This is a genomic window from Maricaulis maris (genome assembly GCF_036322705.1).
Taxonomy (GTDB): Bacteria; Pseudomonadota; Alphaproteobacteria; order Caulobacterales; family Maricaulaceae; genus Maricaulis; species Maricaulis maris_B.
In genome coordinates this window covers 3,118,898-3,142,398 of the sequence record NZ_AP027270.1, presented here as the reverse complement: position 1 = coordinate 3,142,398, position 23,501 = coordinate 3,118,898, and the positions used below count along the sequence as shown (strand labels likewise).

Here is a 23,501-nt window from a genome sequence, read left to right as displayed (position 1 = left end):
GCTACCGGAAATTCATCCGCATGGGATTGGTCGCCCTCAGAAGCCCAAAGGTTACTCCGGGGCCGGTTCTGGTCAACATGATTCAGCTCCCAAAATCGGAGATTCTTCGCTTGACACGGGAAATCCGTGATCGGATCGAAGCTTGGGGTTTGTGACAGATTTATGACAATACATCTGGTCCCTTTTTCGCTCAAAAAGAGGACCGGTTTCAGGTCGCGGATCATCATAAACCCGGCCTTTCAACCCCTCCGTATGCAGATGAATTAATAGAATATGACTCGCGCAGATCGGGCGATCGCCAGGCCCGCCGGAGTCCACGCACAACGAAAGACGCCCGGGGCAAGAGCCCCGGGCGTCTGATCATTTCAAGTCCGGTGAAAGACGTCGGCTCAGGCCGACATCGACTTCACGCGGGACGACAGGCGGGAGACTTTCCGCGAGCCGGTATTCTTGTGGTAGATGCCCTTGCCGACAGCGCGCATCAGCTCGGACTCAGCCGCGACCAGAGCGGTCTTGGCAGCAGCCTGGTCGCCAGACGCAATCGCCAGCTCGACCTTCTTGACGAAAGTACGAACGCGCGAACGACGAGCCTTGTTGACGGCCGTCCGGCGAGCGATCTTGCGGACCATTTTCTTGGCCGAGTTGGTGTTGGCCATGGATATCAACCTCTTTATGCGGCCGGGACAGTCTTCCCGGCTAAATCCGTGAGCGGCGGCGTATAGGCCCTTGTCGCGAGGGCGTCAACTGCCCACTGCGCCTGACCGCCTAGCGATGCTTGAAATGTGCAGCCCGTTTCTCGGCGAAGGCAGCCATGCCTTCCTTCTGATCTTCAAGCGCGAACTGGGACATGAACACGCGTCGCTCGAAGCGAACGCCTTCCGTGAGACCGATCTCGAAGGAACGGTTGACGGTTTCCTTGGTCATCATCGCGACCGGCAGGGACTTGGCTGCAATCGACTCCGCCGCTTCCATCACCACGTCCATGAAATCATCGGCCGGGACCACACGCGAGACCAGACCGGCCCGCTCGGCTTCCTCGGCATCCATCATCCGCCCGGTCAGGCACATGTCCATCGCCTTGGCCTTGCCAACCGCACGCGGCAGGCGCTGCGTACCGCCAGCGCCCGGCATGACGCCGAGATTGATCTCCGGCTGTCCGAACTTGGCGGTTTCCGAAGCGATGATGAAATCGCACATCATGGCAATCTCGCAACCACCGCCGAGGGCATAGCCGGACACAGCGGCAATGATCGGCTTGCGGAAACGGGCCACGGCCTCCCAGGTCTCCGCGAACGGATCCTTGTTGTAGAGGCCGACCATGTCGCGCGCCTGCAGTTCCTTGATATCGGCGCCTGCGGCGAAAGCCTTCTTCGACCCGGTCAGCACCACGCAACCGATCTCGTCATCGGCTTCGCAGGCGGCCAGCGCAGCGGCCAGCTCGGTCGTCAGCTCATCGCACAGAGCATTGAGTGCCTCGGGACGGTTCAGCGTGATCACGCCGACGCGGCCCTCGGTTTTGTACTGGATCGTCTTGTAGCCCATTTCGGTGCTCCATCTGACGGCGCGGAAGCCCCGCGCGGGTAAAGCCGCGCCGCTATAACGCAGTCGGGGGCAAGCGTCGATACCGGGTGACCCGATTGAGTCACCCGGCCCGATTTCGGTCTACTGGCGGGTTACCGTAAAGCCCTCATTGCGCAGCAGATGGATGACGCCATCCTCGCCGGGCAGGTGGGCTGCACCGACAGCGATAAAGACCGTCCCCTTACCATCCATGATCTCGGCAATCTGCGGGATCCAGTTGGCATTGCGCTGCACGATGAGCACCTCATACGCCTCCGGCGCCTCGACCCGCATGCTCTCATTGAGCAGCGTTTCCAGAGCGTCGACATCTCCCGTCGCCCAATCGGTCACCAGCTCGTCGAGCATGTCCGGCAGCTCGGCGAGGTCCTGCAGGCCCTGCTCGAAGGCGCGCGCCTGCACATCATCCGGCTGGCCGGCGAGGAAGCCGATCTGTTGCTCGGCGGTCTCGAAATAGCCCATCCCGGTTCCGCTGCCCTCGACAAGCGCCAGAAGGCTGGTCTCGACGCCGGCATTGGGATCGAGTCCCAGCGCCTGCATCTGTCCGACCGCCAGCGCGACCTGCGCCAGCCAGGGCCGCATCGGCTCCAGCATGGCCGGCGCGAAGCCGATGGTCGGGGCGAGCTCGGCCAGGGTCGCATTGGCACTGTCGGAGAGCTGGGACGACAGGGTCACGCCGGCCGGGTTGAGGCCATATTGCATGACCAGCTGCTGCATCCGGGCCTGCACGTCGGGCGAGTGGACGTCGGCTTCCAGATACAGGGTATCAGCGCTCGCCAGCAGCGTGCGGATCTCGTCGGTCTGCCAGCTCAGGCTCGGCGGCAGGATGTGGAAGGTGCCGAAGATATAGACGTCCGAGTCCGCATCCGAGAGATGCCAGATCGCCGGGTCGGCTTCGACCTGGGAGTAATCGGCGGGCTGGGCCTGGGCGGCGGGGGCGAGCAGGGCGCCACCGGCCAGCATCACGGCGCCAAGCGCAGCGGATGCAAGGCGGCTCAAACGGGAAACAGGTGTCATGTCAGGGTCTCGCTATGGCAAATATGGTGAGCACACACTAGCCGGATCATCGCGCCGACATAGCGGGAATGCAGGCCGCGATGTCCCCGGTCAGCGCTGGCACTGGCTGCAGAACCAGGTTGAGCGTCCGGACTGGACAATACGCTGGATCGACCCCGCACATCCGGCCGTCGGACAGGCCGCGCCGAGACGGTCATAGACCCGGAAGCGATGCTGGAAATAGCCCAGCGCGCCATCGGTCGAGGCGAAATCCTTCAGCGAAGAGCCGCCGGCCTCGATCGCCTCGACGATCACGGCCCGGACCGCCCGGGCCAGCCGCTCGGCCCGGACGCCCGGGATCGAGGCCGCCGCACGGCGCGGACTGATGCCGGAGCGGTGCAAGGCCTCACAGACATAGATATTGCCCAGTCCGGCGACAATCGACTGGTCCAGCAGGGCCGCCTTGATCGGGGTCCGCCGACCGGCCAGCGCCTCGCCGAGATAGGCGCCGGAGAATTCATTGCCGTGCGGCTCCGGCCCCAATGCGCCGAGCACCTTGTGTGTGGCTTCGTCGGCGGTCGTGAACAGGTCCATATAGCCAAAGCGGCGCGGATCATTATAGCGCACCACGACCCCGCCTTCGGCCCGGATCACGACATGATCATGCTTGGGGTTGGCCGGCGCCGCATGGACAAAATCGCCCGGCTGCACGGCCGCGCCCTCCACCTCGATCGAAAAGCGCCCGGACATCCCGAGGTGACCGATCAGCGTCTCTCCACTATCGAGCCGCAGCAGGAGATATTTCGCGCGGCGGTCAATCCGTTCGACCCGGGTTCCGGTCAGGCGCCGGGCAAAGCCGTCGGGAAAGGCAAAGCGCAGATTGGGCCGGTTGACCTCGACCGCGAGAATCCGGCGACCTTCGAGGGCCGGGACCAGGCCGCGCCGGACCGTTTCGACTTCGGGTAATTCAGGCATCTGGCGTGTCCTTCATCCTGTCTGGCGAAGCCATGGCGCGGTCCGTCCCGGGTCAGGAGACCCGCTGTTTGACCACAGGGAAATCCGGCTGTCAGCCACCTTGGCGGCACTGCGACATCACGAACCGTTCGCGCCGCTTTGCCGGGCAGGCCCGGACGGCTATGTTGCCCCCATGAGCACCACCAAGACCCGCCCGACCGCCGCCCTTGAGCCGGATACCGCCTCCGGCCCTGATACCGCCTCCGGGCCTGATACCGTCTCCTTCGGCTTTACCGATGTCGCCCGCGAGGAGAAAGCCTCCCTCGTGCGCGGTGTCTTTGATCGCTCGGCACGGCGCTATGACCTGATGAATGACCTCATGTCGCTGGGCATCCACCGGGTCTGGAAAGACATGGTGATGACCCGCGCCAACCCGCAGCCGGGCGAGATCCTGATCGATGTTGCCGGCGGCACCGGCGATCTGGCCCGCAGTTTTCTGGCCAAGGCCGATGCTGTTGCCGCGCGGCGCGGATCGGAGCGCAAGGCCCGCGCCATCGTCCTCGATATCAACGAGCAAATGCTGCGCGCCGGCGTGAAGCGTGGTCTCAAGCCGCAGGAAGCGGGTCGCATCGACTGGGTCACCGGCAATGCCGAGTGCCTGCCCCTGCCGGACCGCACCGCGCACTGTGTCACCATCTCGACCGGGATCCGCAATGTCACCGAACGGCTGTCCGCGCTGAAGGACATGCGCCGCGTGCTCAAGCCGGGCGGACGTTTCCTCTGCCTGGAATTCACCCGACCGACCAGCCGCGCCTGGGAAAAGGCCTATGATGCCTGGTCGTTCAACGTGATGCCCGAACTCGGTCACTACGTGGCCAAGGACCGTGAGAGTTATCAATACCTCGTGGAATCAATCCGCCGCTTCCCCAACCAGGAGGATTTCGCGGCCGAGCTGCGCGAGGCGGGCTTCCGCAATGTCAGCTACACCAATTTCTCGGGCGGCATTGCCGCGCTGCATGTCGGCTGGGCCTAGCGGTCGAGCGACGCCCGCTGCGCCGCTATCCAGGCCTCGGCCTCGGCAAGGGTATCGAACAGGGCCATGGACGGCGAGTAGATCGCCTCACCCAGCGCCATCCAGTATTCGAGCGAGGCCCGTTGCAGCGGATCCACGCAGACATGCGCCGAGAAACTGGGCGCGCTGCCATAATGGCGCGCGATCAGGGGCTGCAACAGGGCCGCTGTCTTTTTGAAATCGCCGGCCGTCATCTCGCCCATCAGGGCTTCATCATAGAGCACGATACGGTCACAGCGCGGCGTCCAGCCCGGCTTGCCAACCAGCTCCCGGATCAGCTCGGCCGGATCTTCAGCGCGAAGCTCACCCCGGTAGCGAATGATCGCGACCTGCCGCTCGGGATCAAACTCGACCCGGTGCTTCATCTCGGTGACCCCACCGCACGTCCTCCGACGACCCGCTCATTGTCAGCGCGACTTCACGCCACGCTCGCCAAGCTGCATCAAGGACACTAAACCGACAATCGATGATCAGCAGTTTCGCCTCCCTCGCCCGCCTGATGCGCGCCGCCCTGACCCTAGCCCGGCATGACGCCATCCTTCCGGCCGAGTATCAGTCACTGTATCCGGCGCCGGCACGCTGGTTCGGGTCGGTCATGCGCGTGTTCCGGCAACGGGACCTCGCCGAGAACCCCGGTGAGCGACTGGCCCGCGCGCTCGAGCAGCTCGGCCCGTCCTACGTCAAGTTTGGCCAGATCCTGGCGACCCGCGGTGATGTCATCGGCGAACGCTTCGCGCGCGGCCTGTCGCGCCTGCAGGATCGCATGCCGGCCTTTGGCGATGCCGAGGCGCGCGCCATCCTGGCCGAGGAGCTGGGCCAGCCGGTCGAGACCCTGTTCAGCGAGTTCGGTCCGCCCGTTGCAGCCGCCTCGATTGCCCAGGTCCACAAGGCGGTGACGCCGGAAGGCGCGGTGGTGGCGGTCAAGATCGTGCGGCCGGACATCGAGCGCCGGATCGCCCGCGACATCCGCACCCTCACCCTGGGCGCCTCCCTGGCCGAGCGCTTCGCGCCGGCCACCCGCCGCCTGGAACCGAAAAAATTCGTCGAGACCGTATCGCGCTCGCTGACCGTCGAGACCGATTTGCGTCTGGAAGCCGCTGCAGCCTCGGAGCTGGGCGAAGCCGCTGCCGTGGCCGAGGGCTATCATATCCCGACCGTCGACTGGGCGCGCTCGACGCGCCGGGTCCTGACGACACAATGGATTGACGGGATTCCGCTCTCGGACATCGACGCCATCGCCGCCAGCGGCATTGATCGCGCGGCGTTGGCCACCCGGCTGACACGGGCCTTCCTGTCGACCGCGCTCGACCGCGGAGTCTTTCATGCCGACATGCATGGCGGCAACCTGTTTGCCCGCACCGATGACACGGTCTGGGCGGTTGATTTCGGGATCATGGGCCGGATCGGCCGCGCCGAGCGTCGCTTCCTCGCGCTCATCCTGCACGGCTTCCTGACCCGCGATTACACGGCCGCCGCCCGCGCCCACTTTGACGCCGGCTATGTCCCGGCCCGGCATTCGGTCGAGGAGTTTGCCAGTGCCCTGCGCGCCGTCGGTGAACCGATCTTCGGGAAGACCGCGGACCAGCTCCCGATGTCGCGCGTCCTGCTGCAATTGTTCGAGATCACCGACTTGTTCGACATGCGTCTGCGGCCCGAACTCGTGATGCTGCAGAAGACCATGGTCCAGTGCGAGGGGGTGTCGCGCCAGCTCGATCCCCAACACGACATGTGGGGCGCCGCAGCTCCGGTTGTCGAAGCCTGGATGAAACGCGAGCTGGGTCCGGAGGGCCGCATCCGCGATCTTGGTGATGATCTGGGTCGCCTGCATGATGCCATGCGCAAGCTGCCTGACGCCATCGACGACTGGGCCGAGGTCGGCGCGTTGCTGAAAGCGGGCAAGCTGTCACTCGGTGGCGGGCCGCGGATCAGACCCTGGTTCCTGCGCCTCGCCTGGCTGACCGGCGCCGCCGCCCTCGGCGCTGCGCTAACCGCGGCATTTAGTTAAAATTCTGATCCGATTTACACAAAATCGCAAGAAAGCCCTGTCTTTATCCCGACCATGGCAAGGGATTTCATCATGAATGACGAGGCGCGCAGCCTGCAGCGTGAGTTCTTTCTCATCGACGAGGATGTGATTGACCGCGTGCAGCATCTCAAGCCGCGACTGGTCAAATACGCCGCAACGGCGCTGGAGACCGTTTTCGACCACCTGACCGGAAACCCCGACGTCGCGCACTATTTCGAGATTTCCGACAACATCACCTATCTGCGGGCCGGCATGCTGGCCCATTGCGAGGAGCTGTTCTCGGCCCGTTTTGACGAGCATTACTACGAGGCCGTTGAAACCATGGGATCCCGCCACGCCAAGCTGGAATTCCCGGCCCACGTCTACACAGCCGCCTATTCCAACATGTTCGCCCGCATCGTCGAGCTGGCCATGGCCGACCGCCGCAGCTTCAAGGCTGCGGACATCACCGCCCTGTCCCGGATCACGCATTATGATGTCGAGTTGTCGATGGGGGCCTTCTACCGCCACATCATGGACAAGCGCGCGGCCCTGACCTCGGACGCCCACAAGATCCGGCACCTGGTCGACTGAGCTGCGGGTCGCTGGCGCGGACACGCGATAATCGTGTCTGTCCCGGTTTTCCTGGGGATTAATTGTGTCTGTCCCGGTTTCTTCCCGGTTTCTTCCGCAGATTTCCGCTCCTGGATGCATGGATGGCGCGACGGCACGCCCTGCGCTTTCTGTGGCTGGTCGAATTGGATGTGACGCGCGCCAACGCGCGGGGCGACCCATGGATCGCTTGTCAGCCAGCCGGCCGTATCCGGTTCTTCAGCTCAAGGGTGAAACCGCGAAGCGGCGGCTGCGCCGCCCTTGACCTGAAGAACCGGATACGGCGCTCTCTCGGCAAGCGGTTTATGGTGGGTTTTGCGCCGGTGGCGCTGCGGTAGAGGGGGATTAATTGTGTCTGTCCCGGTTTATTCCACGGCCTCATCACACACATCTACCACCTCGAGGACTGGACCGGCGCCGTCGCACAGCTGACCGCCGAGTGAGGAACAACGGCCCGGCTGCATCGATCGCGGCCGGGCCTCCTCGTCCTGTTCCCGATCCCAAAAAGCGACGACCTTCGGCATGCCGATGTGCCTCGGCCCCGCGCTGGTCCACGCAGTCGAGATTATTCGTATCCTATGAGCACGATTGGTGGTGAGTCGGGTTCTTCCTTCCTTTGCCCCCGGCCTGCCGCGCCCGTCGCAGGCGCTCATCCGGTGGCAGCACCATTTGGCTTGACCTGTCTATAGCTTCACACCTTAGGGCGATATCGACGATCGAGAATCGGTGTGAGCGGACAAGGCGGCGGACGGTGCAGATTTCAGAACTGGCGGACAGCGTGGGGCTATCGCGCGCGACGCTGCTCTACTACGAGAAACTCGGGCTGCTGAAGGGTAAGCGCCAAGCCAACGGCTATCGCGTCTACACCGATGCCGACCGACAGCGGCTGCGGCTGATGCAGCAGCTGCAGGCGGGCGGGCTGAGTTTGCAGGAATGTCAGGCCTGCCTCGATGGCAAGCTTGACCGCGAGATGCTGGGCCAGCGCCTGGCCGTGCTGGACGCGGAGATCGCCGAGAAGAGCAGATCGCGCGACCTTCTGGCGGCTTTGCTCGGACAGTCGAGCCTCAAGGACTGGCACGAAGAGGTCGAGCGCGTCGCGCCCGATCTGCACCGCGCCTGGCTCATGTCTCAGGGGTTTTCCAGCGCGGAGGCGGGGCTGGTTGCGCTGGTATCCAAGGACATGAACGCCCACGACGCCTACATGGCCGGGTTCATGGAGGTGTTCTCTGACCTCGACTGGTGGGGCCCGGGAACGGCCGAGGTGACACGCCGGGCGCTCACAATGGTGCCGTTCGCGCCCGAGACGATCCTCGAGATCGGCTGCGGCCCTGGCATGGCGACGATGACGCTGGCCGAGGCGTCCACGGCCCGGATCACGGCCACCGACACCGCCGAGGTCGCGCTCGACAAGCTCAGGGCGCGGATCGCGGCGCGCGGCCTCAATGACCGGATCGAGGTGCAGAACGTCGACATGGCCGCACTTCTGGCCCCCGAGCGTCCCTGGGACGTCATCTGGTCCGAGGGCAGCGCCTATATCCTCGGCGTGGAGAAGGCGCTGGCGGACTGGAGGGCGCTCCTGCGCCCCGGCGGCGTTCTCGTGTTCTCCGACATGGTCTGGCGGACCGATGCGCCCGACGACCCGGTCCGCGCCTTCTGGGCCGCGGAATACCCCGCGATGGCGACGCCCGCGACCCGCGTCGCGCAGGCGAAGCGCGCGGGCTACCGCGTCATCGGCCATTTCGACATCGGGCCGGAAGGGATGGAGACCTACTACCACCCGCTCGCCGCGCGGCTCGACGCCCTCGAGCCGCGTCTCGCGGGAGCCCGTGTCCTCGACGATCTGCGCCGCGAGATCGACGTGTTCGAGGCCGGGCGCGGGCAGGTCGGCTACGAAATGTTCGTGCTGGAGCGGGGCTGACCCCGCCAAGCACCAGAGAGGATAGAGACATGCACACTTCAACGGATTACACCACCTACGCCGAGGCGATTGTGGAACTCTTCGCGTCGACCTTCACTGCCTCGGAGGGCGCGGAGGAAGGCGCGCTGATCGGCGCCCTCGCACGCCGGCTGATCGCGGAGACGCCCGCCGGGGATCTGCGCGTGTTCACCGCCTGGGAGGACGGCACGCTTGTCGGCGGCGTCTTCTTCACGCGCCTCACCTACGAGGGCGATCCGCGCACGGTCTTCATGATGGCCCCCGTGGCCGTGGCAGCGGCACATCAGGGCAAGGGGATAGGGCAGCGGCTGATCGCCCACGGCCTTGATGCGCTCCGGCGGGAGGACGTTGACATCGCGGTCACCTATGGCGATCCGGCCTTCTACGGCCGCGTGGGCTTCGAGCCTGTCTCGGCGGCCGACCTGCCGGCGCCCCAGCCGCTCAACCAGCCGCAGGGCTGGATCGCGCAATCCCTGACCGAGGCGCCGCTGACGCCGCTACGCGGCCCTGCCCGCTGCGTTGCCGCCTTCGACGACCCCGCGCTCTGGTAGGTCCATGGTCCGCGACTACTCCGCCTTCCTGCCAGGTGGCACTCCGGCGCGCCGCGAGCCCACGGCGCTGGAACGCCTGGGTTGGGGCCCGGCCTTCGCAAGCCAGATCGACGCAGACGCCCTGACCGCGACGCCCCCGGTGCGTGTCGTTGCCGGAAGAAACCGGGACAGAAGAAACCGGGACAGACACATTTTGAAGGATCGCGTGCCATCGCCCGACAGATTGTCGGAGGTGTCGTAGCTCAAGGTGTAGTTGGTCGTTGAGCTTCCGGTGGTGTGAGAGACCGCACCATACTGGTTTTGCACATTGGTCGGCTCACCCGCCCGCACAGCATCGCTGCTCGAGAAGTTGCGGTTTTGCGTTTGACCGCCCGCCGACCAGAGCCAGCCGGCCGCATTGGCATGTTCGGCCTCCAGACATCCTGCGCCGTCATAGGCATGGGTGAAGGTCAGCGACGGGTTGGAGAAGAGGTGATGCATCCCTTGGGATTTCACCGCTGACGGTTTACCTCTACGGGACGACCAGCGGAGGCGTGACGTGGCCGACAAATCCATTCTTCTGATCATTGGCGGCGGAATTGCTGCCTACAAGGCGCTGGAGCTGATCCGGACACTGAAGAAGCGCGGCATTGCCAGTCGCTGCATCCTGACCCGCGCGGGCAGTGAATTCGTCACGCCGCTCTCGCTCTCCGCCCTGTCCGGCGACAAGGTCTATGGCGAGCTCTTCAACCTCACCGACGAGGCCGAAATGGGCCATATCGAGCTCTCGCGCTCGGCTGATCTGGTCGTGGTCGCACCGGCTACCGCCGACCTGATGGCGAAAGCTGCCAACGGTCTCGCCAATGATCTCGCTTCGACCACGCTGCTGGCGACCGACAAGCCCGTCCTGATGGCCCCGGCGATGAATGTGCGCATGTGGGAGCATCCGGCCACGCAGCGCAATCTGGCGACCCTCAAGGGCGACGGCGTGCATTTCGTCGGACCCGACGAGGGCGAGATGGCCTGTGGTGAGTTTGGCCCCGGGCGCCTGGCCGAGCCCGAGGCGATTGCCGATGCCGTTATGAGCCTCCTCAATGCCTGACCTGCTGACCGGTCGCCACGTCCTGGTCACGGCCGGACCGACGCGGGAGCCGATCGACCCCGTCCGCTTCATCTCCAACCATTCCTCGGGCAAGCAGGGCTATGCCATTGCTGCGGCCTGCGCCGCTCTGGGTGCGCGGGTGACGCTGGTCGCCGGCCCGACCGCCCTACCCGATCCGGACGGCGTCGAGACCATCCATATCGAGACCGCGCGGGACATGCTTGCGGCTGTCGAGACCGCCTTGCCGGCCAATGTCTTCATCGCCGTGGCCGCCGTCGCCGACTGGCGCCCTGCGCAGCCGTCCGACCGCAAGCTCAAACTCGACAAGGCCAGTTTTTCCAGCCTGCCCCTGGTCGAGAACCCGGACATTCTCAAAACGATAGCGCAGATGGGCGAGGGCCGCCCCGGCCTGGTCATCGGCTTTGCCGCCGAGACCCATGACGTCGAAGCCCTCGCCATCGCCAAACGCGCCCGCAAGGGCTGTGACTGGATCGTCGCCAATGACGTCTCGGGCGATGTGATGGGCGGGGCCGAGAATGCCGTCCTGCTGGTCACCGAGGCGGGGAGCGAGGCTTGGGACCGGGCCGAGAAGGGCCGGATCGCCGAACAATTGGCGGCCCGCATCGCCGAGGCGCTCGACTAGCGCGTCAGGCACTGGCCAAATCAGGCCAGCTTGGCTTTGATGCGTCCCATCACTCGTCAGACAGGACGCCGCCATGCCGACCGTGCCCGTGAAGATCAAACCGCTCGATCATTATGAGGGCCTCGCCCTGCCGGCCTATGAGACGGCGCAGTCCGCCGGCATGGATCTGCGCGCCGCCATCCCGGCTGACGCCCCGGTCTCCATCCCGCCCGGCGAATGGCGATTGATCCCCGTGGGGATCGCCATCGCCCTGCCGGCCGGGTTTGAAGCCCAGGTTCGGCCGCGCTCGGGCCTGGCCGCCAAGCACGGGATTTCCTGCGTCAACACACCGGGGACGGTGGATGCCGATTATCGCGGTGAGATCCACGTCAACCTGATCAATCACGGCAAGGCCAATTTCGTCGTCAATCGCGGCGACCGGATCGCCCAGATGATCATCGCCCCGGTCACCCAGGCGGTCTGGGAGGTCGCCGACGCCCTCGACGAGACGATACGCGGGACGGGCGGCTTCGGCTCGACCGGCACGGCCTGACCGACCCGGCTGACACATTCGTCACTGGCGCTCGCACGCCCGATCCCTACATTGCCCGCAAACGGAGATCTGACATGACCGACACACCCGGCCGCGGCCGCATCTATGGCTCGATTGAAGAGACGGTTGGCAATACCCCGCTGGTCGAGCTGAAAAAGCTCGCCGCCGCCCACGGCGCCAAGGGCCGCATCCTGGCCAAGCTGGAATTTTTCAACCCGCTGGCCTCGGTCAAGGACCGGATCGGCGTCGCGATGATCGACGCGCTGGAAGCGGCCGGAAAACTGGGCGAGGGCGCTGTCATGGTCGAGCCGACCTCGGGCAATACCGGGATCGGCCTGGCCTTCGTCGCCGCCTCACGCGGTCACCGCCTGATCCTGACCATGCCGGAATCAATGTCGATCGAGCGCCGCAAACTGCTCAAGCATCTCGGTGCCGAACTGGTGCTGACGGAAGCGGCCAAGGGCATGAAGGGCGCCATCGCACGCGCCCAGGAGATCGTCGACGCCACGCCCGGCGCCGTGATGCCGAGCCAGTTCGCCAATCCGGCCAATCCGGAGATCCACCGCAAGACCACCGCGCTGGAGATCTGGAACGATACGGCCGGCGAGGCCGATGTCCTGGTCTCCGGCGTCGGCACGGGCGGCACGCTGACCGGTTGTGCCTCGGTGTTGAAAGAGAAGAAGCCCGGCTTCCACGTCGTTGCGGTCGAGCCGACCGACAGCCCCATTCTCTCTGGCGGCGCCCCCGGCCCGCACAAGATCCAGGGCATTGGCGCCGGCTTCGTGCCGGACATTCTCGACACTGGCCTGATCGATGAAGTGGTCACCGTGTCCAATGACGACGCGTTCGCGATGGCCCGTGAAGCGGCCAAGCTGGAAGGCGTTCCCGGCGGCATCTCCTCCGGCGCAGCCCTCAAGGCCGCCCTCGAAGTCGCCAAGCGCGATGACATGGCCGGCAAGACGATCGTGGTGATCCTGGCGAGCTTTGCTGAGCGTTACCTGTCGACGGCGCTGTTCGAGGACTAAGGGGCGGGATTCTCGCTTCGAGTTCGATCAGACAATCCAACCACCGTCATCCCACGGGCGCGACCACGTCGCGATCCGGGGGACCTCGTCCGCCCGTCTGACGGGGAAGCAAGGGTCCCCCGGATGCCCGCTTCGCGGTCACCGTGGGATGACGGTTTTAGGTTTCGTTTCAAAAGTAACCTAGGCGCTCACACTCGCCGGAGCCGGATCACAGAAAGCCGTGACATCGAAGATCCGCGGATCAGAGATCACGTCGCTCGGCGTCAGTGGGCGTGACAATTCCAACCCCTCCAGCGAGCGCGCCCGGGACAGGGCCACATAGGCCTGGCCGTGGGCGAACAGGCGGCGGGCGAGGTCGAGATAGACCTTGTCCAGCGTCAGGCCCTGGGCCTTGTGGATGGTCATCGCCCAGGCGAGACGGAGCGGATACTGGGTGAAAGCACCGGCTGTGGTCTTGGTCAGGGCCTGCTTCTCCGGGTCGAAGGCATAGGCGTTGCGCTCCCATTTCTGCGGCTCGATGGCGTGGACGACATCACCGATGCGCACCCGCACCGCCTTCTCGTCAAAACCCTCCACCTGCCCCAGCGTGCCATTGACCCAGCGCCCCTGCGGGTCGTTGCGGGTCAGCATGACACGGGCGCCGATCTTGAGCACCAAGGGCTCCTCGGCCGGGAAGAGGCGCGGGTCGAACTGGCCCTCGACCTTCGCCTCGAAGGCCTTGTGCGCGGTCGGCAGGCCTTCCAGTCGCGCCTGGTTGATGCGCCAGGCGGTCTCGTTGGTGGCCGTCAACACGATATGCGACAGCGAGGCCTCCAGCCCCGAGCGACCGGTGACCCGGTCGTTCAGGTCGGCCGCCTTGTCGGAGGTCAGGTCGCCATCGCGGATGGCATTGAGGATATCCACGAAATAACTGTCGGTCTGGCGAAAGACCTCCTCGAGCTCGACATAGGAGAAGCCGGCATCGCGGAAACTGTCCGGATGGAAGAAGAAGGGCCCGCCGAAGGTCGATTCGAGATACTCCGCCTCGGCGCCCTGCACGACCGGGGGCAGCTGGGCGAGATCGCCGACCAGGACCACCTGGACCCCGCCGAAGGGCTCGTTGCGCTCGCGGTTGAGCCGCAAGGCCTTGTCGATCGCCCACATCATGTCGGCCCGGACCATGGAGATCTCGTCGATCACCAGAGTTTCCAGCGCCTGCACCACCCGGCGATGCCGCACCTTGCGGATATCGCGGGCGCCGATCATCCGCGGCGGGAAGTGGAAGAAGGAGTGGATGGTCTGGCCACCGGCCTGCATCGCGGCAACCCCGGTCGGTGCGATCACCGCCGCCCGCGGTCCGGCGCGTCGCAGGAATTCACGCATCAGCGTGGTCTTGCCGGTGCCGGCCCGGCCGGTCAGGAAGACGTTCGGACGGGCGCTCGACAGCCAGTCGAGCAGGCGTTCCTGGTGCTCGGACAGGGCGGGTGCGGGCAGGGTCGGGTTTGCGGGTACGGACATGGCGACAGAGTGCCTCTGTTCGCGCCGCGAACAAGCCCGCAAAGCGCCGTCAACCGGCGGCCAACCGGGTTTGCCCCCTTGAAGCGCAGCGCCAATAGCGGCACCAAGGGGGCATGACCTCTGGAATTGATATTGATCGCTTCGCCCGCCATCTCGTGCTCAAGGAAATCGGCGGCCCCGGCCAGCAAGCCCTCGCCCGCGCCCACGTTGCCATTATCGGTGCCGGCGGACTGGGTGCGCCCGCCGCGCTCTACCTCGCCGCGGCCGGCGTCGGCACGATCAGCCTGATCGATGCCGACACGGTGACCGTCGACAACCTGCAACGCCAGATCATCTTCCGGACCCGCCATATCGGCACCGCCAAGGCCAAGACCGGCGCCCGCGCCCTGAGGGCACTGAACCCGGGCACCAAGGTCAGATCCATCATCAAGGCGCTCGATTCCGAAAACGCCAAGCGCCTGATCGGCAAAGCCGATCTGGTTCTGGACGGCTGCGATAACTACGAGACGCGCTATGCGGTGAACGAGGCCTGCCTGGCCACCGGCAAGCCCCTGATCTCCGGCGCCGTCGGCCGCTGGGACGGCCAGGTCTCGATCTTCAACGCCCGCCCGGACGCCCCCTGCTATCGCTGCTGGGTGCCCGAGACCCCGCCCGATGCCGAGACCTGCGAACGCGTCGGCGTGGTCGGCGCCCTGACCGGTGTGATCGGCTCGATGATGGCGCTGGAAACGATCAAGCACATCTGCGGCGCCGGCCAGACCCTGGACGGCCGCATCCACCTGTTCGACGGCCTGTCGATGCAAAGCCGGACGGTGAAGCTGGACAAGGACCCGCAGTGTCCGGGTTGTGGGAGCCAAAGCGGCGCAGCCTAGCGCCGGGCCGTCATTTGCAGGCCCAGTCCGATCGCGATTCCGGGTGCGAGGCCGAACAGGATGCCGAGCAGGACGCTGCCGGTCACCCAGGCGATGATCAGCCACAGCAGCAAGCCGACGCCAAGCCCGGCGGCGAAGCCGAGTTGTTTGCGCAGTCGGGTGTGCAGGGTGGTTGGTCCTGACGGGAGCGGGGGAGGTGTGGACGAGGTCATGCCCCCCTTATCGGCGACATGACCTCTCCGGAAGCTGTTGAACGCTTTAATTCTTGGTCAGGCTCGCCCTAGCGCGAATAGGACTGACCATTGCTGACGGCGTCATTGTAAAGCGTCTCGAGCATGCGCTCGGCGGTGATGAAGCGCCAGCTCCAGTCAGCGTCGAAGTCGGCAAGGGGTTCGGCGGCCCGTACAGCCTCGAGATCGGCCCCCCCCTCGACCAGGGTCCGCACCCGGAATGACGCCTCACGCAGCATGTCGAGTGCCGCCTGCAGCTCCGTCTTGCCGGACAACGGACCATGGCCGGGAATGATGCGGGTGTCGTCACCGGCAAGCTCAAGACCGATTTCCATGGCAGCGATAAAGCCATCAACCGTTCCACCCGCGTCCAGATCGATGAAGGGGAAAAGGCCCGAGAAGAAGGTATCGCCCATGTGCAGGATGTCGGCCTCACGGAAATAGACGAAGGCGTCGCCGTCGGTGTGCGCGGCCGGCACGTGGACCGCTTCAACGGTCTGGCCATTCATGTGAAAGGTGAGGTCCTGCCCAAAGGTCAGGATCGGCAGGGTCGACGGCTGGATCCAGTCATTATCGGCGGCTTCGAGGCGGCTCCGGATATTGTGGTGGGCCGCAATCGTGGTGCCCTGGTCGGCGAAATGGGCATTACCGCCGGTATGATCACCATGCCAGTGGGTGTTGACGATGAAGCGCGGCGCACCTTCGCCGGCAATCTCGACGACGGCGCCTTCGATCACCGATCCGGTATTGGGCAGCTGATCATCAATCATCACCACACCATCATCGCCGGTCAGGATGGCGAGATTGCCGGCAATGCCGGTCGAGATCATGTGGATGCCATCGCCCATATCGGTCGATGTTGCGGTCACGTCCTGCTGCAGGGCAGTGGCGGCCTGCGCGGCGCCGGCAGTTATTCCACCGGCGGCCAGAAAGGCCGCGGCACTGGTTATGGCCAAACGAAAACTCATGGAATCCCCTCCAGATGTCTGGCACGCGGCCTGTACCGGCGCGCCCGTTGGGAAAAGATATAGGAAGGCCGTCGCAGATTTCATCCCATGCCGAAACACGATTGCGGGAGCGCTGACAGGCCGGCGCGGAATTTACCCCGTATTCACCGAAACGGTTCAACGCTGGACGGTGAAGGAGTTCCGCATGATCCGCGCCATCATCACAGCCCTCGCGCTCACCGGCCTGAGCCTCGCGCCCGGCGCTGCGCCGGCCCTTGCGCAGGATGGCGAACATACCGCCACCCCGTCCGGACAGGCCGTGCCGCGCTTTGTTTCGCTCAAGGTCGATGTCGCCAATGGTCGTTCCGGTCCGTCCTCGCAGCACCCGATTGCCTGGCGCTATCTGCGCGCCGGCCTGCCGATGGAAGTGATTGCGGAGACACCGGACTGGCGCCGCGTGCGCGATCCCGACGGCGAGGTGACCTGGATGCACCGCTCCATCCTGTCGGGTCGCCGCTCGGTCTACACGCTTCAGGAAACGCCGCTGCATGCGCGCGACAGTGACAGCTCGCCGATCGAGGCTGTCGCCGAGGCCGGCGTGATCCTTTCGCTCGAGCGTTGCCGGACCGGCTGGTGCCGTGTCGAGGGGCAGGGTTTTCGCGGCTGGGTTCGTCCCCACACCTTGTGGGGCGTGTATCCGCAGGAGCTCGATGGCGAAACCGGCGAGGATGCCGACGGCAGCCCCGCCTTGAGCACGTCGGTCGCGCATGATACCGCTCTGCCCTGATCTTTCCGGCTGCCTGAAAATAGCCGGGTTTTCTTGACCAGCCCGGTGATCGCCAAGCGCCTTCACATGCGGCGCAACTGATCGGCTACATGACTGAACGCCAAAGCTCTTTCAGCTATAACGACCTGATCGACTCCAGCAATGGAACGATGTGGGGCCCCGAAAACGCGCAACTTCCCGCGCCCCCGATGCTGATGATGGATCGCATCATCCACATCGACGACGAGACCGGCGAGCATGGCAAAGGCCAGATCATCGCCGAACTCGACATCAAGCCCGACCTCTGGTTTTTCGAATGCCACTTCAAGGGCGATCCGGTCATGCCCGGCTGCCTCGGCCTCGACGCGATGTGGCAGCTGGTCGGCTTTTTCCTGTGCTGGAAAGGCAATCCCGGCAAGGGTCGCGCGCTCGGCGTCGGCGAGGTGAAATTCACCGGCCAGATCACGCCCGAGAGCAAGACCGTGCGCTATGTCATCGACCTGAAGCGCGTCATCCAGCGCCGCCTGATCATGGCGATCGGCGATGGCCGTGTCGAAGTTGACGGCAAGACCATATATACTGCCAAGGATTTGCGCGTGGGCCTGTTCAAGCCCGGCGAAATGGCCTGACCCAGGAGAGCCTCATGCGTCGTGTTGTCATCACCGGTCTCGGCGTGATTTCCCCGATCGGCAATAATGCTGCGGAAGTCACCGAGTCCCTGAAAAACGGCAAAAGCGGCATTGGCCGCATGGAAAGCTTCGCCGAGCTTGGCTTCCGTTGCCAGGTTGGCGGCAAGCCGACCGTCGATCCCGCCCAGCATGTCGACAAGCGCGTCTACCGCTTCATGTCGGAAGGCGCCGGCTGGAACTACATGGCCATGGAACAGGCGATCGCCCATTCCGGCCTGGAAGAAAACGACATTTCCAATCACCGCACCGGCATCATCATGGGCTCGGGCGGTCCGTCCGCCGGCACCATCGTCAATGCGGCCGATATCACGCGCGAGAAGGGTCCCAAGCGGATCGGTCCGTTCGCCGTGCCCAAGGCGATGAGCTCGACGGCCTCGGCGACACTGGCCACCCCGTTCAAGATCCTCGGTGTGAACTATTCGATCACCTCGGCCTGCACGACCTCGCTGCACTGCATCGGTGCGGCGACCGAGCAGATCCAGTGGGGCAAGCAGGACGTCATGTTCGCCGGCGGTTGCGAGGAGATCCACTGGGCCCTTTCCAACCTGTTCGACGCCATGGGCGCCATGTCGACCAAGTATAACGACACGCCCGAGCAGGCCTCGCGCGCCTTCGACAAGGACCGTGACGGTTTCGTCGGCGGTGCCGGTGCCGGTGTCGTGGTTCTGGAAGAATACGAGCGGGCGAAGGCCCGCGGCGCCAATATCATCGCCGAAGTGACCGGCTATGGGGCCACCTCCGACGGCTATGACATGGTCGCCCCGTCCGGCGAGGGCGCCGTGCGCTCGATGAAGCTGGCGATGGAAACGGTCAAGCACCCGATCGACTATCTCAACCCGCACGCCACGGCGACCCCGGTCGGCGACATCAAGGAGATGGAAGCGGTCAAGGAAGTCTTCGGCGACAACGCGCCGATGATCTCGGGTACCAAGTCGATGACCGGCCACTCGCTGGGCGCCGCCGGTGTGCACGAGGCCATCTACACGCTGTTGATGATGCAAAACAGCTTCGTCGCCCCGTCGATCAATGTCTTCGACATGGATCCCGACATTGCGGCCCTGAACCTGCCCATCATCACCGAGACGCGCGATGCCGAGATCAAGACGGCGATGTCGAATTCCTTCGGCTTCGGCGGCACCAACGGCACGGTCGTTTTCGAAAAAATCTAAAGCGTCGTACAAGACGTGATCTGATCCAGGAGAGGATTTCCCGATGAGCGATACGGTGTTTCCGGCCGGCGAGCTGATGAAGGGCAAGCGCGGCCTTGTCATGGGCGTGGCCAACAAGAACTCGATTGCCTGGGGCATTGCCCAGCAACTGGCCGCCCAGGGCGCCGAGATTGCCTTCTCCTACCAGGATGAAGCACTCGAGCGCCGGGTCCGTCCGCTGGTCGAGAGCCTGCCCTGCGAGCCCTTCATGGTGCAGGCCGACGTCACCAATGACGCCTCGATGGATGCCTGCTTTGCGGCGCTCAAGGACAAGTGGGGCACGATCGACTTCCTGGTCCACGCTATTGCCTTTGCCGGCAAGGACGAGCTGGTCGGTTCCTTCACCGAGAACACCACCCGCGAGGGCTGGCGCCGGGCGATGGACATCTCGGCCTTCTCCTTCGTCGATGCCGGCAAGCGTGCCAGCCACCTGATGCCCAATGGCGGCTCGATGGTGACACTGACCTATCTCGGCTCGGAGCGCGTCGTGCCGTCCTACAATGTGATGGGTGTGGCCAAGGCGGCGCTGGAAGCCTCGACCCGCTACATGGCCCGCGATCTCGGCCCGCATGGCATCCGCGTCAATGCCCTCTCGGCCGGTCCGATGCGCACCCTTGCCATGGCCGGCATCTCCGGCGGCAAGGCCCTGATGCGTACCGGCCGCGAATGGTCGATGATGAAGGAAGACACCAAGATGGAAGGCGTCGCCGGCGCCGCGCTCTACCTGCTGTCCGACCTCGGCTTCTCCTGCACGGGCGAAACGCTGCACGTCGATGCCGGCTTCCACGCAGTGGCGGTGCCGAGCATGGACGGCGACGACTGATATTGGCGTCACTATCGGATTGAAAGACCCCGCTGGCGGATGCTGGCGGGGTTTTTTCGAGCGCGTTCAATTGCTTGTCGCTTTACTATTTGTTCGAGCACGCTAGCCTGGCCGGATGACCAAAGTCGTCCTCATGCAGTCCATAGCGAGTGCCTATACAGAAGTGTCGGGCAAGACTTATTTTGTACCGAAACGTCTGGTGAAAGCCGCGCGTGAGGCGGTCGGGGACTTAGCGCTCTTTTACGAACCCCGCGCCGGTGGCGGCCGTTTGGCGTACCTAGCAGTCGCGCAAGTTTCGGACTTACAAAGCGTGCCTGACGGTTCCGGCGACTGTATAGCTCACCTTTCGAATTATTTGGAATTCACGGAGCCCGTGCCGCATCGCAGACCTGATGGCACTTACTGGGAAACAAAACTCCAAAAACCTGACGGGTCGGGCAATCAGGGCTCTTTTGGTGTTTCCGTGAGACGAATTCCGGATGAGGAATTTAGCCTGATTTGCGACGTTGGATTCTCCGATGACCTCTTCGAAGGAACACGGACTGACAGGCCCGGACTTTCGGACCCGCCAGCCGTCTTTAAGAGGCCGATAGTCGAGCAATTAATTTCTCGAAAGTTCCGGGACGCAGCCTTTGCTCGCACTGTCCGAACGACCTACGATCTGCGTTGTGCAGTGACAGGTCTTCAAATCATCAACGGCGGTGGCCGCGCCGAGATCGAAGCCGCTCATATACGCCCTGTTGCAGACGATGGCCCAGACTCCATCCAAAATGGGGTTGCTCTCTCACGAACGGCCCACTGGCTATTTGATCGTGGGCTAATCGCGATTGACGATAACTACCAACTCTTGAAAGCAAAGAGCTTGCTACCGGACGGAGTCGAACGACTTTTCGATCCAAGTGGATATGTTTCAGTTCCAGAGGCAGCGCACCTTCGGCCACATACCGAGTTTCTGCGCTACCACCGGGAAACCTACTTCAAAGGCTGACCTATCCTACTCCACCCTATCGTCGTCTTCCTCACCCCCACCCATCGGGTCCTCAACCGGCATCACCCAGGTGTTGAGCCAGTCGATGCTTTCGGCGAGCACGTGCAGGATGCTCTCGCGGCCGCGATAGCCGTGGCTTTCATAGGGGAGCATGACCAGGCGGGCGGTGCCGGCATTGCCCTTCACCGCGGCGTACATGCGCTCGGACTGCATCGGGAAAGTCCCCGAATTATTGTCCATCTGGCCGTGGATCATCAGCATCGGCTCATTGATCTGGTCGGCATGCATGAAGGGCGAGAGCTCGAAATAGGTCTCCGGTGCGGCCCAGAAGGTGCGGCGCTCGGACTGGAAGCCGAACGGCGTCAGGGTGCGATTGTAAGCGCCGGAGCGCGCGATTCCGGCCCGGAAGATGTCTGACGCGGCCAGAAGGTGCGCGGTCATGAAGGCGCCATAGGAGTGACCGGCAATCGCCAGGCGCTCGCCATCGCCAAACCCCATCTCGACGGTGATGTCGCGAGCCGCCTCGGCCGACAGGACGAGCTGTTCGATGAAGGTGTCATTCACCGTCAACGGATCATCGCCGACGATCGGCATGGTGGCGTTTTCCAGCAGGGCATAGCCCTGGGTCACCATGAAGCGCGGGCTGGTGCCGCCGACACGGGTAAACTCATAGGGCGAGCCCGAGACCTGACCTGCCGTCGAGGCATCATTGTATTCAAGCGGATACCCCCAGACCAATACGGGCAGGGTATCGCCTTCCTCATAATCGGCCGGCAGGTAGAGCGTCGCCGAGAGCGGCACGCCATCGGCCCGCTCATAGGTGATCAGCTGGCGGCTGATCTCGTTGAGCTGCGGGTGGGGATTCTCGAACTGGGTGATCTGGACCGTGTCCTGGCCGGCGCGGTGCCAGCGGACATTCGGCGGCGTCACCGGGTCTTCCCAGCTGGTCAGGAAGGAGGAGGCGTCATCAGAGGTCAGGCCAATGACCTCCTCGAAATTCTCACCTGAATTGCGCCACAGCTCGGTCGTCTCGAACGTGTCGAAGCTGACCCGGTTGAGGAAGGGGCGGTCGCCGTCCGGCGTCGCGCCCTCGCCGGCCATGTAGATATAGCCGTCTTGGACGCCGATGACGCTCTCGCCGAACTGATTGCGCACGGTGAGCGGGCTGCCGGGATTGGCGTAGCTGTCCTGGTTGTTGCGCTCCTCGACGAGGCGCGGTGCCACCGAAGGATCGGCGAAATCGACCAGCCAGCGGCGAATGACCCGGGTATCGCGATCATACTCGACCGCGAAGCCGAGCTGGCCCTCGCTGGTGAACTGGGTGCCGTAATAGCGGTCCTCGGTGCGCAGGATCTCGACCGGTTCGCCGTCAAACGGCGCATCGAGCGCCCAGACGCTGTCACGCTGATCGGTCTCGACCCGCGGGTCACCGCCATCGAGCGCCTCGGCCCAGGTCAGGCGGGCGGCCGCACTGTCCTGCCAGCCGACCGAGCGGCGACCGGTGATAACGCCGCCGATCGGGACATTGTCGGCCAGCGGCTGGCGGGCGATGGTCTCGACCTCGTCGCCGTCCAGGTCGATCACGAAAACGCGGTCCGGGAAGCTCGACCAGGGCACCTGATAGGAGAAGGGCTGCTCCATCTCGCCGAGCAGGATGTAGTCCCCGCCCGGTGCCGGGTCCGCAGAATAATACAGGCCCGGTTCGCCGATCTCGCGAACCCGGGTCCGGCCATTGGTATTGACCATCGCCAGTTGCGATGTCGCGAGCCAGGCGAAGAGTTCGGCGTCCGTCTCGTCCGCCAGCAGGTCCTGATAGGTCCGCACCGGCGCCTCATAGCCGCTGGCTTCCTGAGTGACCGGACCAATCGGAACACGGGGGCGCTCCGGCATGGCACCGCGGTCCGGATCAGTGAGGGTGACCAGGATATGCTCACCATCGGGCATCCAGTCGATCGGAGAGAAGACGGCGTTGATGCCACTATCGATGAGCTCGCGGGCGCGAGCGCGCTCGACATCGACGACCCACAGGCTGAGTTCGTCATTGCGGGTCATCACAAAGGCGATTTGCGAGCCGTCCGGAGACCAGCTGGTATAGGAGATACCGGCGTCCGACGGGAGATTGACCCGACGCTCCTCCCCGCTCTCGAGATCCATCAGCGACAGGCCGATTATGGAGCGCGGACCGTGGCGGCCATTGAGGGTGGCATCGAGCCGGAGACCGGCCAGGCGCTCCATCGGACGGGCCAGTTCGGCAACCGGCGGCAGGGCTTCGCGATGCATCAGCAGCAGGGTGTCGCGCGCTGGCGAGAGCGAGGTCCAGGGCGAAGGTGCCGCGTCGACGATATCGATGATGTCCTGCGGCGGCAGGCGGTAGGCCTCCTGGGCTGACAACGGCGCCACCCAGAAAGCCGATGCGGCCACCAGTCCAAGGCCGGCCTTCAGGCCCGCTTTCATCACCGATTTCATCATGCTGTGCTCCCACATAATGTCACTGGC

At 64.5% G+C, this 23,501-nt stretch carries 24 protein-coding genes and 1 pseudogene; 15 read left to right on the top strand and 10 right to left on the bottom strand.

Going from position 1 to position 23,501, the window contains the following annotated elements; all coding sequences use genetic code 11:
• Positions 1-389 precede the first annotated feature (389 nt).
• From rpsT to mutM, 4 genes are all read right to left on the bottom strand, one after another.
• A complete protein-coding gene (gene rpsT / locus AAA969_RS15040; RefSeq protein ID WP_338247195.1) occupies positions 390-656 on the bottom strand; it encodes a 30S ribosomal protein S20 in 267 nt (88 codons plus the stop codon).
• 109 nt (positions 657-765) lie between these two features.
• On the bottom strand, positions 766-1,542 hold the full coding sequence (locus tag AAA969_RS15035) for an enoyl-CoA hydratase (protein WP_338247193.1): 777 nt from the start codon (positions 1,540-1,542) through the stop codon (positions 766-768).
• A gap of 120 nt (positions 1,543-1,662) precedes the next feature.
• Entirely contained in the window at positions 1,663-2,595 is a 933-nt protein-coding gene (locus AAA969_RS15030; RefSeq protein ID WP_338247190.1) for a TraB/GumN family protein, read from the bottom strand.
• A gap of 90 nt (positions 2,596-2,685) precedes the next feature.
• On the bottom strand, positions 2,686-3,549 hold the full coding sequence (gene mutM, locus AAA969_RS15025) for a bifunctional DNA-formamidopyrimidine glycosylase/DNA-(apurinic or apyrimidinic site) lyase (RefSeq protein WP_338247189.1): 864 nt from the start codon (positions 3,547-3,549) through the stop codon (positions 2,686-2,688).
• A gap of 172 nt (positions 3,550-3,721) precedes the next feature.
• Between mutM and AAA969_RS15020 the strand changes: the two genes are divergently transcribed.
• Positions 3,722-4,561 (top strand): class I SAM-dependent methyltransferase, encoded by an 840-nt coding sequence (locus AAA969_RS15020; protein WP_338247187.1) that lies wholly within the window; start codon positions 3,722-3,724, stop codon positions 4,559-4,561.
• Here the strand turns inward: AAA969_RS15020 and AAA969_RS15015 are convergent.
• Positions 4,558-4,965, bottom strand: a complete 408-nt coding sequence (locus AAA969_RS15015) for a hypothetical protein (RefSeq protein WP_338247185.1) — start codon at positions 4,963-4,965, stop codon at positions 4,558-4,560. The two genes, AAA969_RS15020 and AAA969_RS15015, sit on opposite strands and share 4 nt — an antisense overlap.
• A gap of 101 nt (positions 4,966-5,066) precedes the next feature.
• Here AAA969_RS15015 and ubiB point away from each other — a divergent pair, with 101 nt between their 5' ends.
• From ubiB to AAA969_RS14990, 5 genes are all read left to right on the top strand, one after another.
• On the top strand, positions 5,067-6,605 hold the full coding sequence (gene ubiB, locus AAA969_RS15010) for a 2-polyprenylphenol 6-hydroxylase (protein WP_338247183.1): 1,539 nt from the start codon (positions 5,067-5,069) through the stop codon (positions 6,603-6,605).
• A 72-nt stretch (positions 6,606-6,677) separates the two neighbouring features.
• Positions 6,678-7,199: a protoglobin domain-containing protein gene (locus tag AAA969_RS15005; RefSeq protein WP_338247181.1), complete on the top strand. Its 522-nt coding sequence runs from the start codon at positions 6,678-6,680 to the stop codon at positions 7,197-7,199.
• Between the two features lie 122 nt (positions 7,200-7,321).
• A complete protein-coding gene (locus tag AAA969_RS15000; protein WP_338247179.1) occupies positions 7,322-7,555 on the top strand; it encodes a hypothetical protein in 234 nt (77 codons plus the stop codon).
• Between the two features lie 413 nt (positions 7,556-7,968).
• Positions 7,969-9,135, top strand: a complete 1,167-nt coding sequence (locus tag AAA969_RS14995) for a MerR family transcriptional regulator (protein WP_338247177.1) — start codon at positions 7,969-7,971, stop codon at positions 9,133-9,135.
• 29 nt (positions 9,136-9,164) lie between these two features.
• Positions 9,165-9,704, top strand: a complete 540-nt coding sequence (locus tag AAA969_RS14990; protein ID WP_338247175.1) for a GNAT family N-acetyltransferase — start codon at positions 9,165-9,167, stop codon at positions 9,702-9,704.
• 15 nt (positions 9,705-9,719) lie between these two features.
• Here AAA969_RS14990 and AAA969_RS14985 read toward each other — a convergent pair whose 3' ends face one another.
• Positions 9,720-10,184, bottom strand: a complete 465-nt coding sequence (locus tag AAA969_RS14985; RefSeq protein WP_338247173.1) for a hypothetical protein — start codon at positions 10,182-10,184, stop codon at positions 9,720-9,722.
• Between the two features lie 58 nt (positions 10,185-10,242).
• Between AAA969_RS14985 and coaBC the strand changes: the two are divergent.
• The 3 genes and pseudogenes from coaBC to cysK all read left to right on the top strand — a co-directional run bounded on the left by coaBC (position 10,243) and on the right by cysK (position 12,985).
• Positions 10,243-11,428 (top strand): annotated as a pseudogene (gene coaBC / locus AAA969_RS15105) (bifunctional phosphopantothenoylcysteine decarboxylase/phosphopantothenate--cysteine ligase CoaBC).
• Positions 11,429-11,501: 73 nt separating this feature from the next.
• Complete coding sequence (gene dut / locus AAA969_RS14970) at positions 11,502-11,960, top strand: dUTP diphosphatase (protein WP_338247167.1); 459 nt, start codon at positions 11,502-11,504, stop codon at positions 11,958-11,960.
• Between the two features lie 74 nt (positions 11,961-12,034).
• Entirely contained in the window at positions 12,035-12,985 is a 951-nt protein-coding gene (cysK, locus tag AAA969_RS14965) for a cysteine synthase A (RefSeq protein ID WP_338247164.1), read from the top strand.
• A 180-nt stretch (positions 12,986-13,165) separates the two neighbouring features.
• On the opposite strand, the gene AAA969_RS14960 is transcribed toward cysK, so the two are convergent.
• On the bottom strand, positions 13,166-14,482 hold the full coding sequence (locus AAA969_RS14960) for an ATP-dependent DNA helicase (RefSeq protein ID WP_338247162.1): 1,317 nt from the start codon (positions 14,480-14,482) through the stop codon (positions 13,166-13,168).
• A 113-nt stretch (positions 14,483-14,595) separates the two neighbouring features.
• Here AAA969_RS14960 and AAA969_RS14955 point away from each other — a divergent pair, with 113 nt between their 5' ends.
• Complete coding sequence (locus tag AAA969_RS14955) at positions 14,596-15,354, top strand: HesA/MoeB/ThiF family protein (protein WP_338247160.1); 759 nt, start codon at positions 14,596-14,598, stop codon at positions 15,352-15,354.
• On the opposite strand, the gene AAA969_RS14950 is transcribed toward AAA969_RS14955, so the two are convergent.
• A complete protein-coding gene (locus AAA969_RS14950; RefSeq protein ID WP_338247158.1) occupies positions 15,351-15,566 on the bottom strand; it encodes a hypothetical protein in 216 nt (71 codons plus the stop codon). The two genes, AAA969_RS14955 and AAA969_RS14950, sit on opposite strands and share 4 nt — an antisense overlap.
• A gap of 68 nt (positions 15,567-15,634) precedes the next feature.
• Positions 15,635-16,552 (bottom strand): MBL fold metallo-hydrolase, encoded by a 918-nt coding sequence (locus AAA969_RS14945; RefSeq protein ID WP_338247156.1) that lies wholly within the window; start codon positions 16,550-16,552, stop codon positions 15,635-15,637.
• Positions 16,553-16,736: 184 nt separating this feature from the next.
• Here AAA969_RS14945 and AAA969_RS14940 point away from each other — a divergent pair, with 184 nt between their 5' ends.
• The 5 genes from AAA969_RS14940 (at position 16,737) to AAA969_RS14920 (ending at position 21,005) form a co-directional block, all read left to right on the top strand.
• The gene (locus AAA969_RS14940; RefSeq protein WP_338247154.1) at positions 16,737-17,318 is read left to right on the top strand and encodes an SH3 domain-containing protein; all 582 of its coding nucleotides are present in this window, start codon (positions 16,737-16,739) and stop codon (positions 17,316-17,318) included.
• 89 nt (positions 17,319-17,407) lie between these two features.
• Positions 17,408-17,926, top strand: coding sequence for a bifunctional 3-hydroxydecanoyl-ACP dehydratase/trans-2-decenoyl-ACP isomerase (gene fabA, locus AAA969_RS14935; RefSeq protein ID WP_295692319.1), 519 nt, complete (start codon positions 17,408-17,410; stop codon positions 17,924-17,926).
• Positions 17,927-17,940: 14 nt separating this feature from the next.
• Positions 17,941-19,155 carry a beta-ketoacyl-ACP synthase I gene (fabB, locus tag AAA969_RS14930; RefSeq protein WP_295692322.1) on the top strand — a complete coding sequence of 405 codons (1,215 nt, stop codon included), beginning with the start codon at positions 17,941-17,943 and terminating at the stop codon, positions 19,153-19,155.
• Between the two features lie 43 nt (positions 19,156-19,198).
• Positions 19,199-20,017 carry an enoyl-ACP reductase FabI gene (locus AAA969_RS14925; RefSeq protein ID WP_338247147.1) on the top strand — a complete coding sequence of 273 codons (819 nt, stop codon included), beginning with the start codon at positions 19,199-19,201 and terminating at the stop codon, positions 20,015-20,017.
• A 115-nt stretch (positions 20,018-20,132) separates the two neighbouring features.
• Positions 20,133-21,005 (top strand): HNH endonuclease, encoded by an 873-nt coding sequence (locus AAA969_RS14920; RefSeq protein WP_295692326.1) that lies wholly within the window; start codon positions 20,133-20,135, stop codon positions 21,003-21,005.
• Positions 21,006-21,011: 6 nt separating this feature from the next.
• On the opposite strand, the gene AAA969_RS14915 is transcribed toward AAA969_RS14920, so the two are convergent.
• On the bottom strand, positions 21,012-23,474 hold the full coding sequence (locus AAA969_RS14915) for a prolyl oligopeptidase family serine peptidase (RefSeq protein ID WP_338247142.1): 2,463 nt from the start codon (positions 23,472-23,474) through the stop codon (positions 21,012-21,014).
• Between the last annotated feature and the right edge of the window lie 27 nt (positions 23,475-23,501).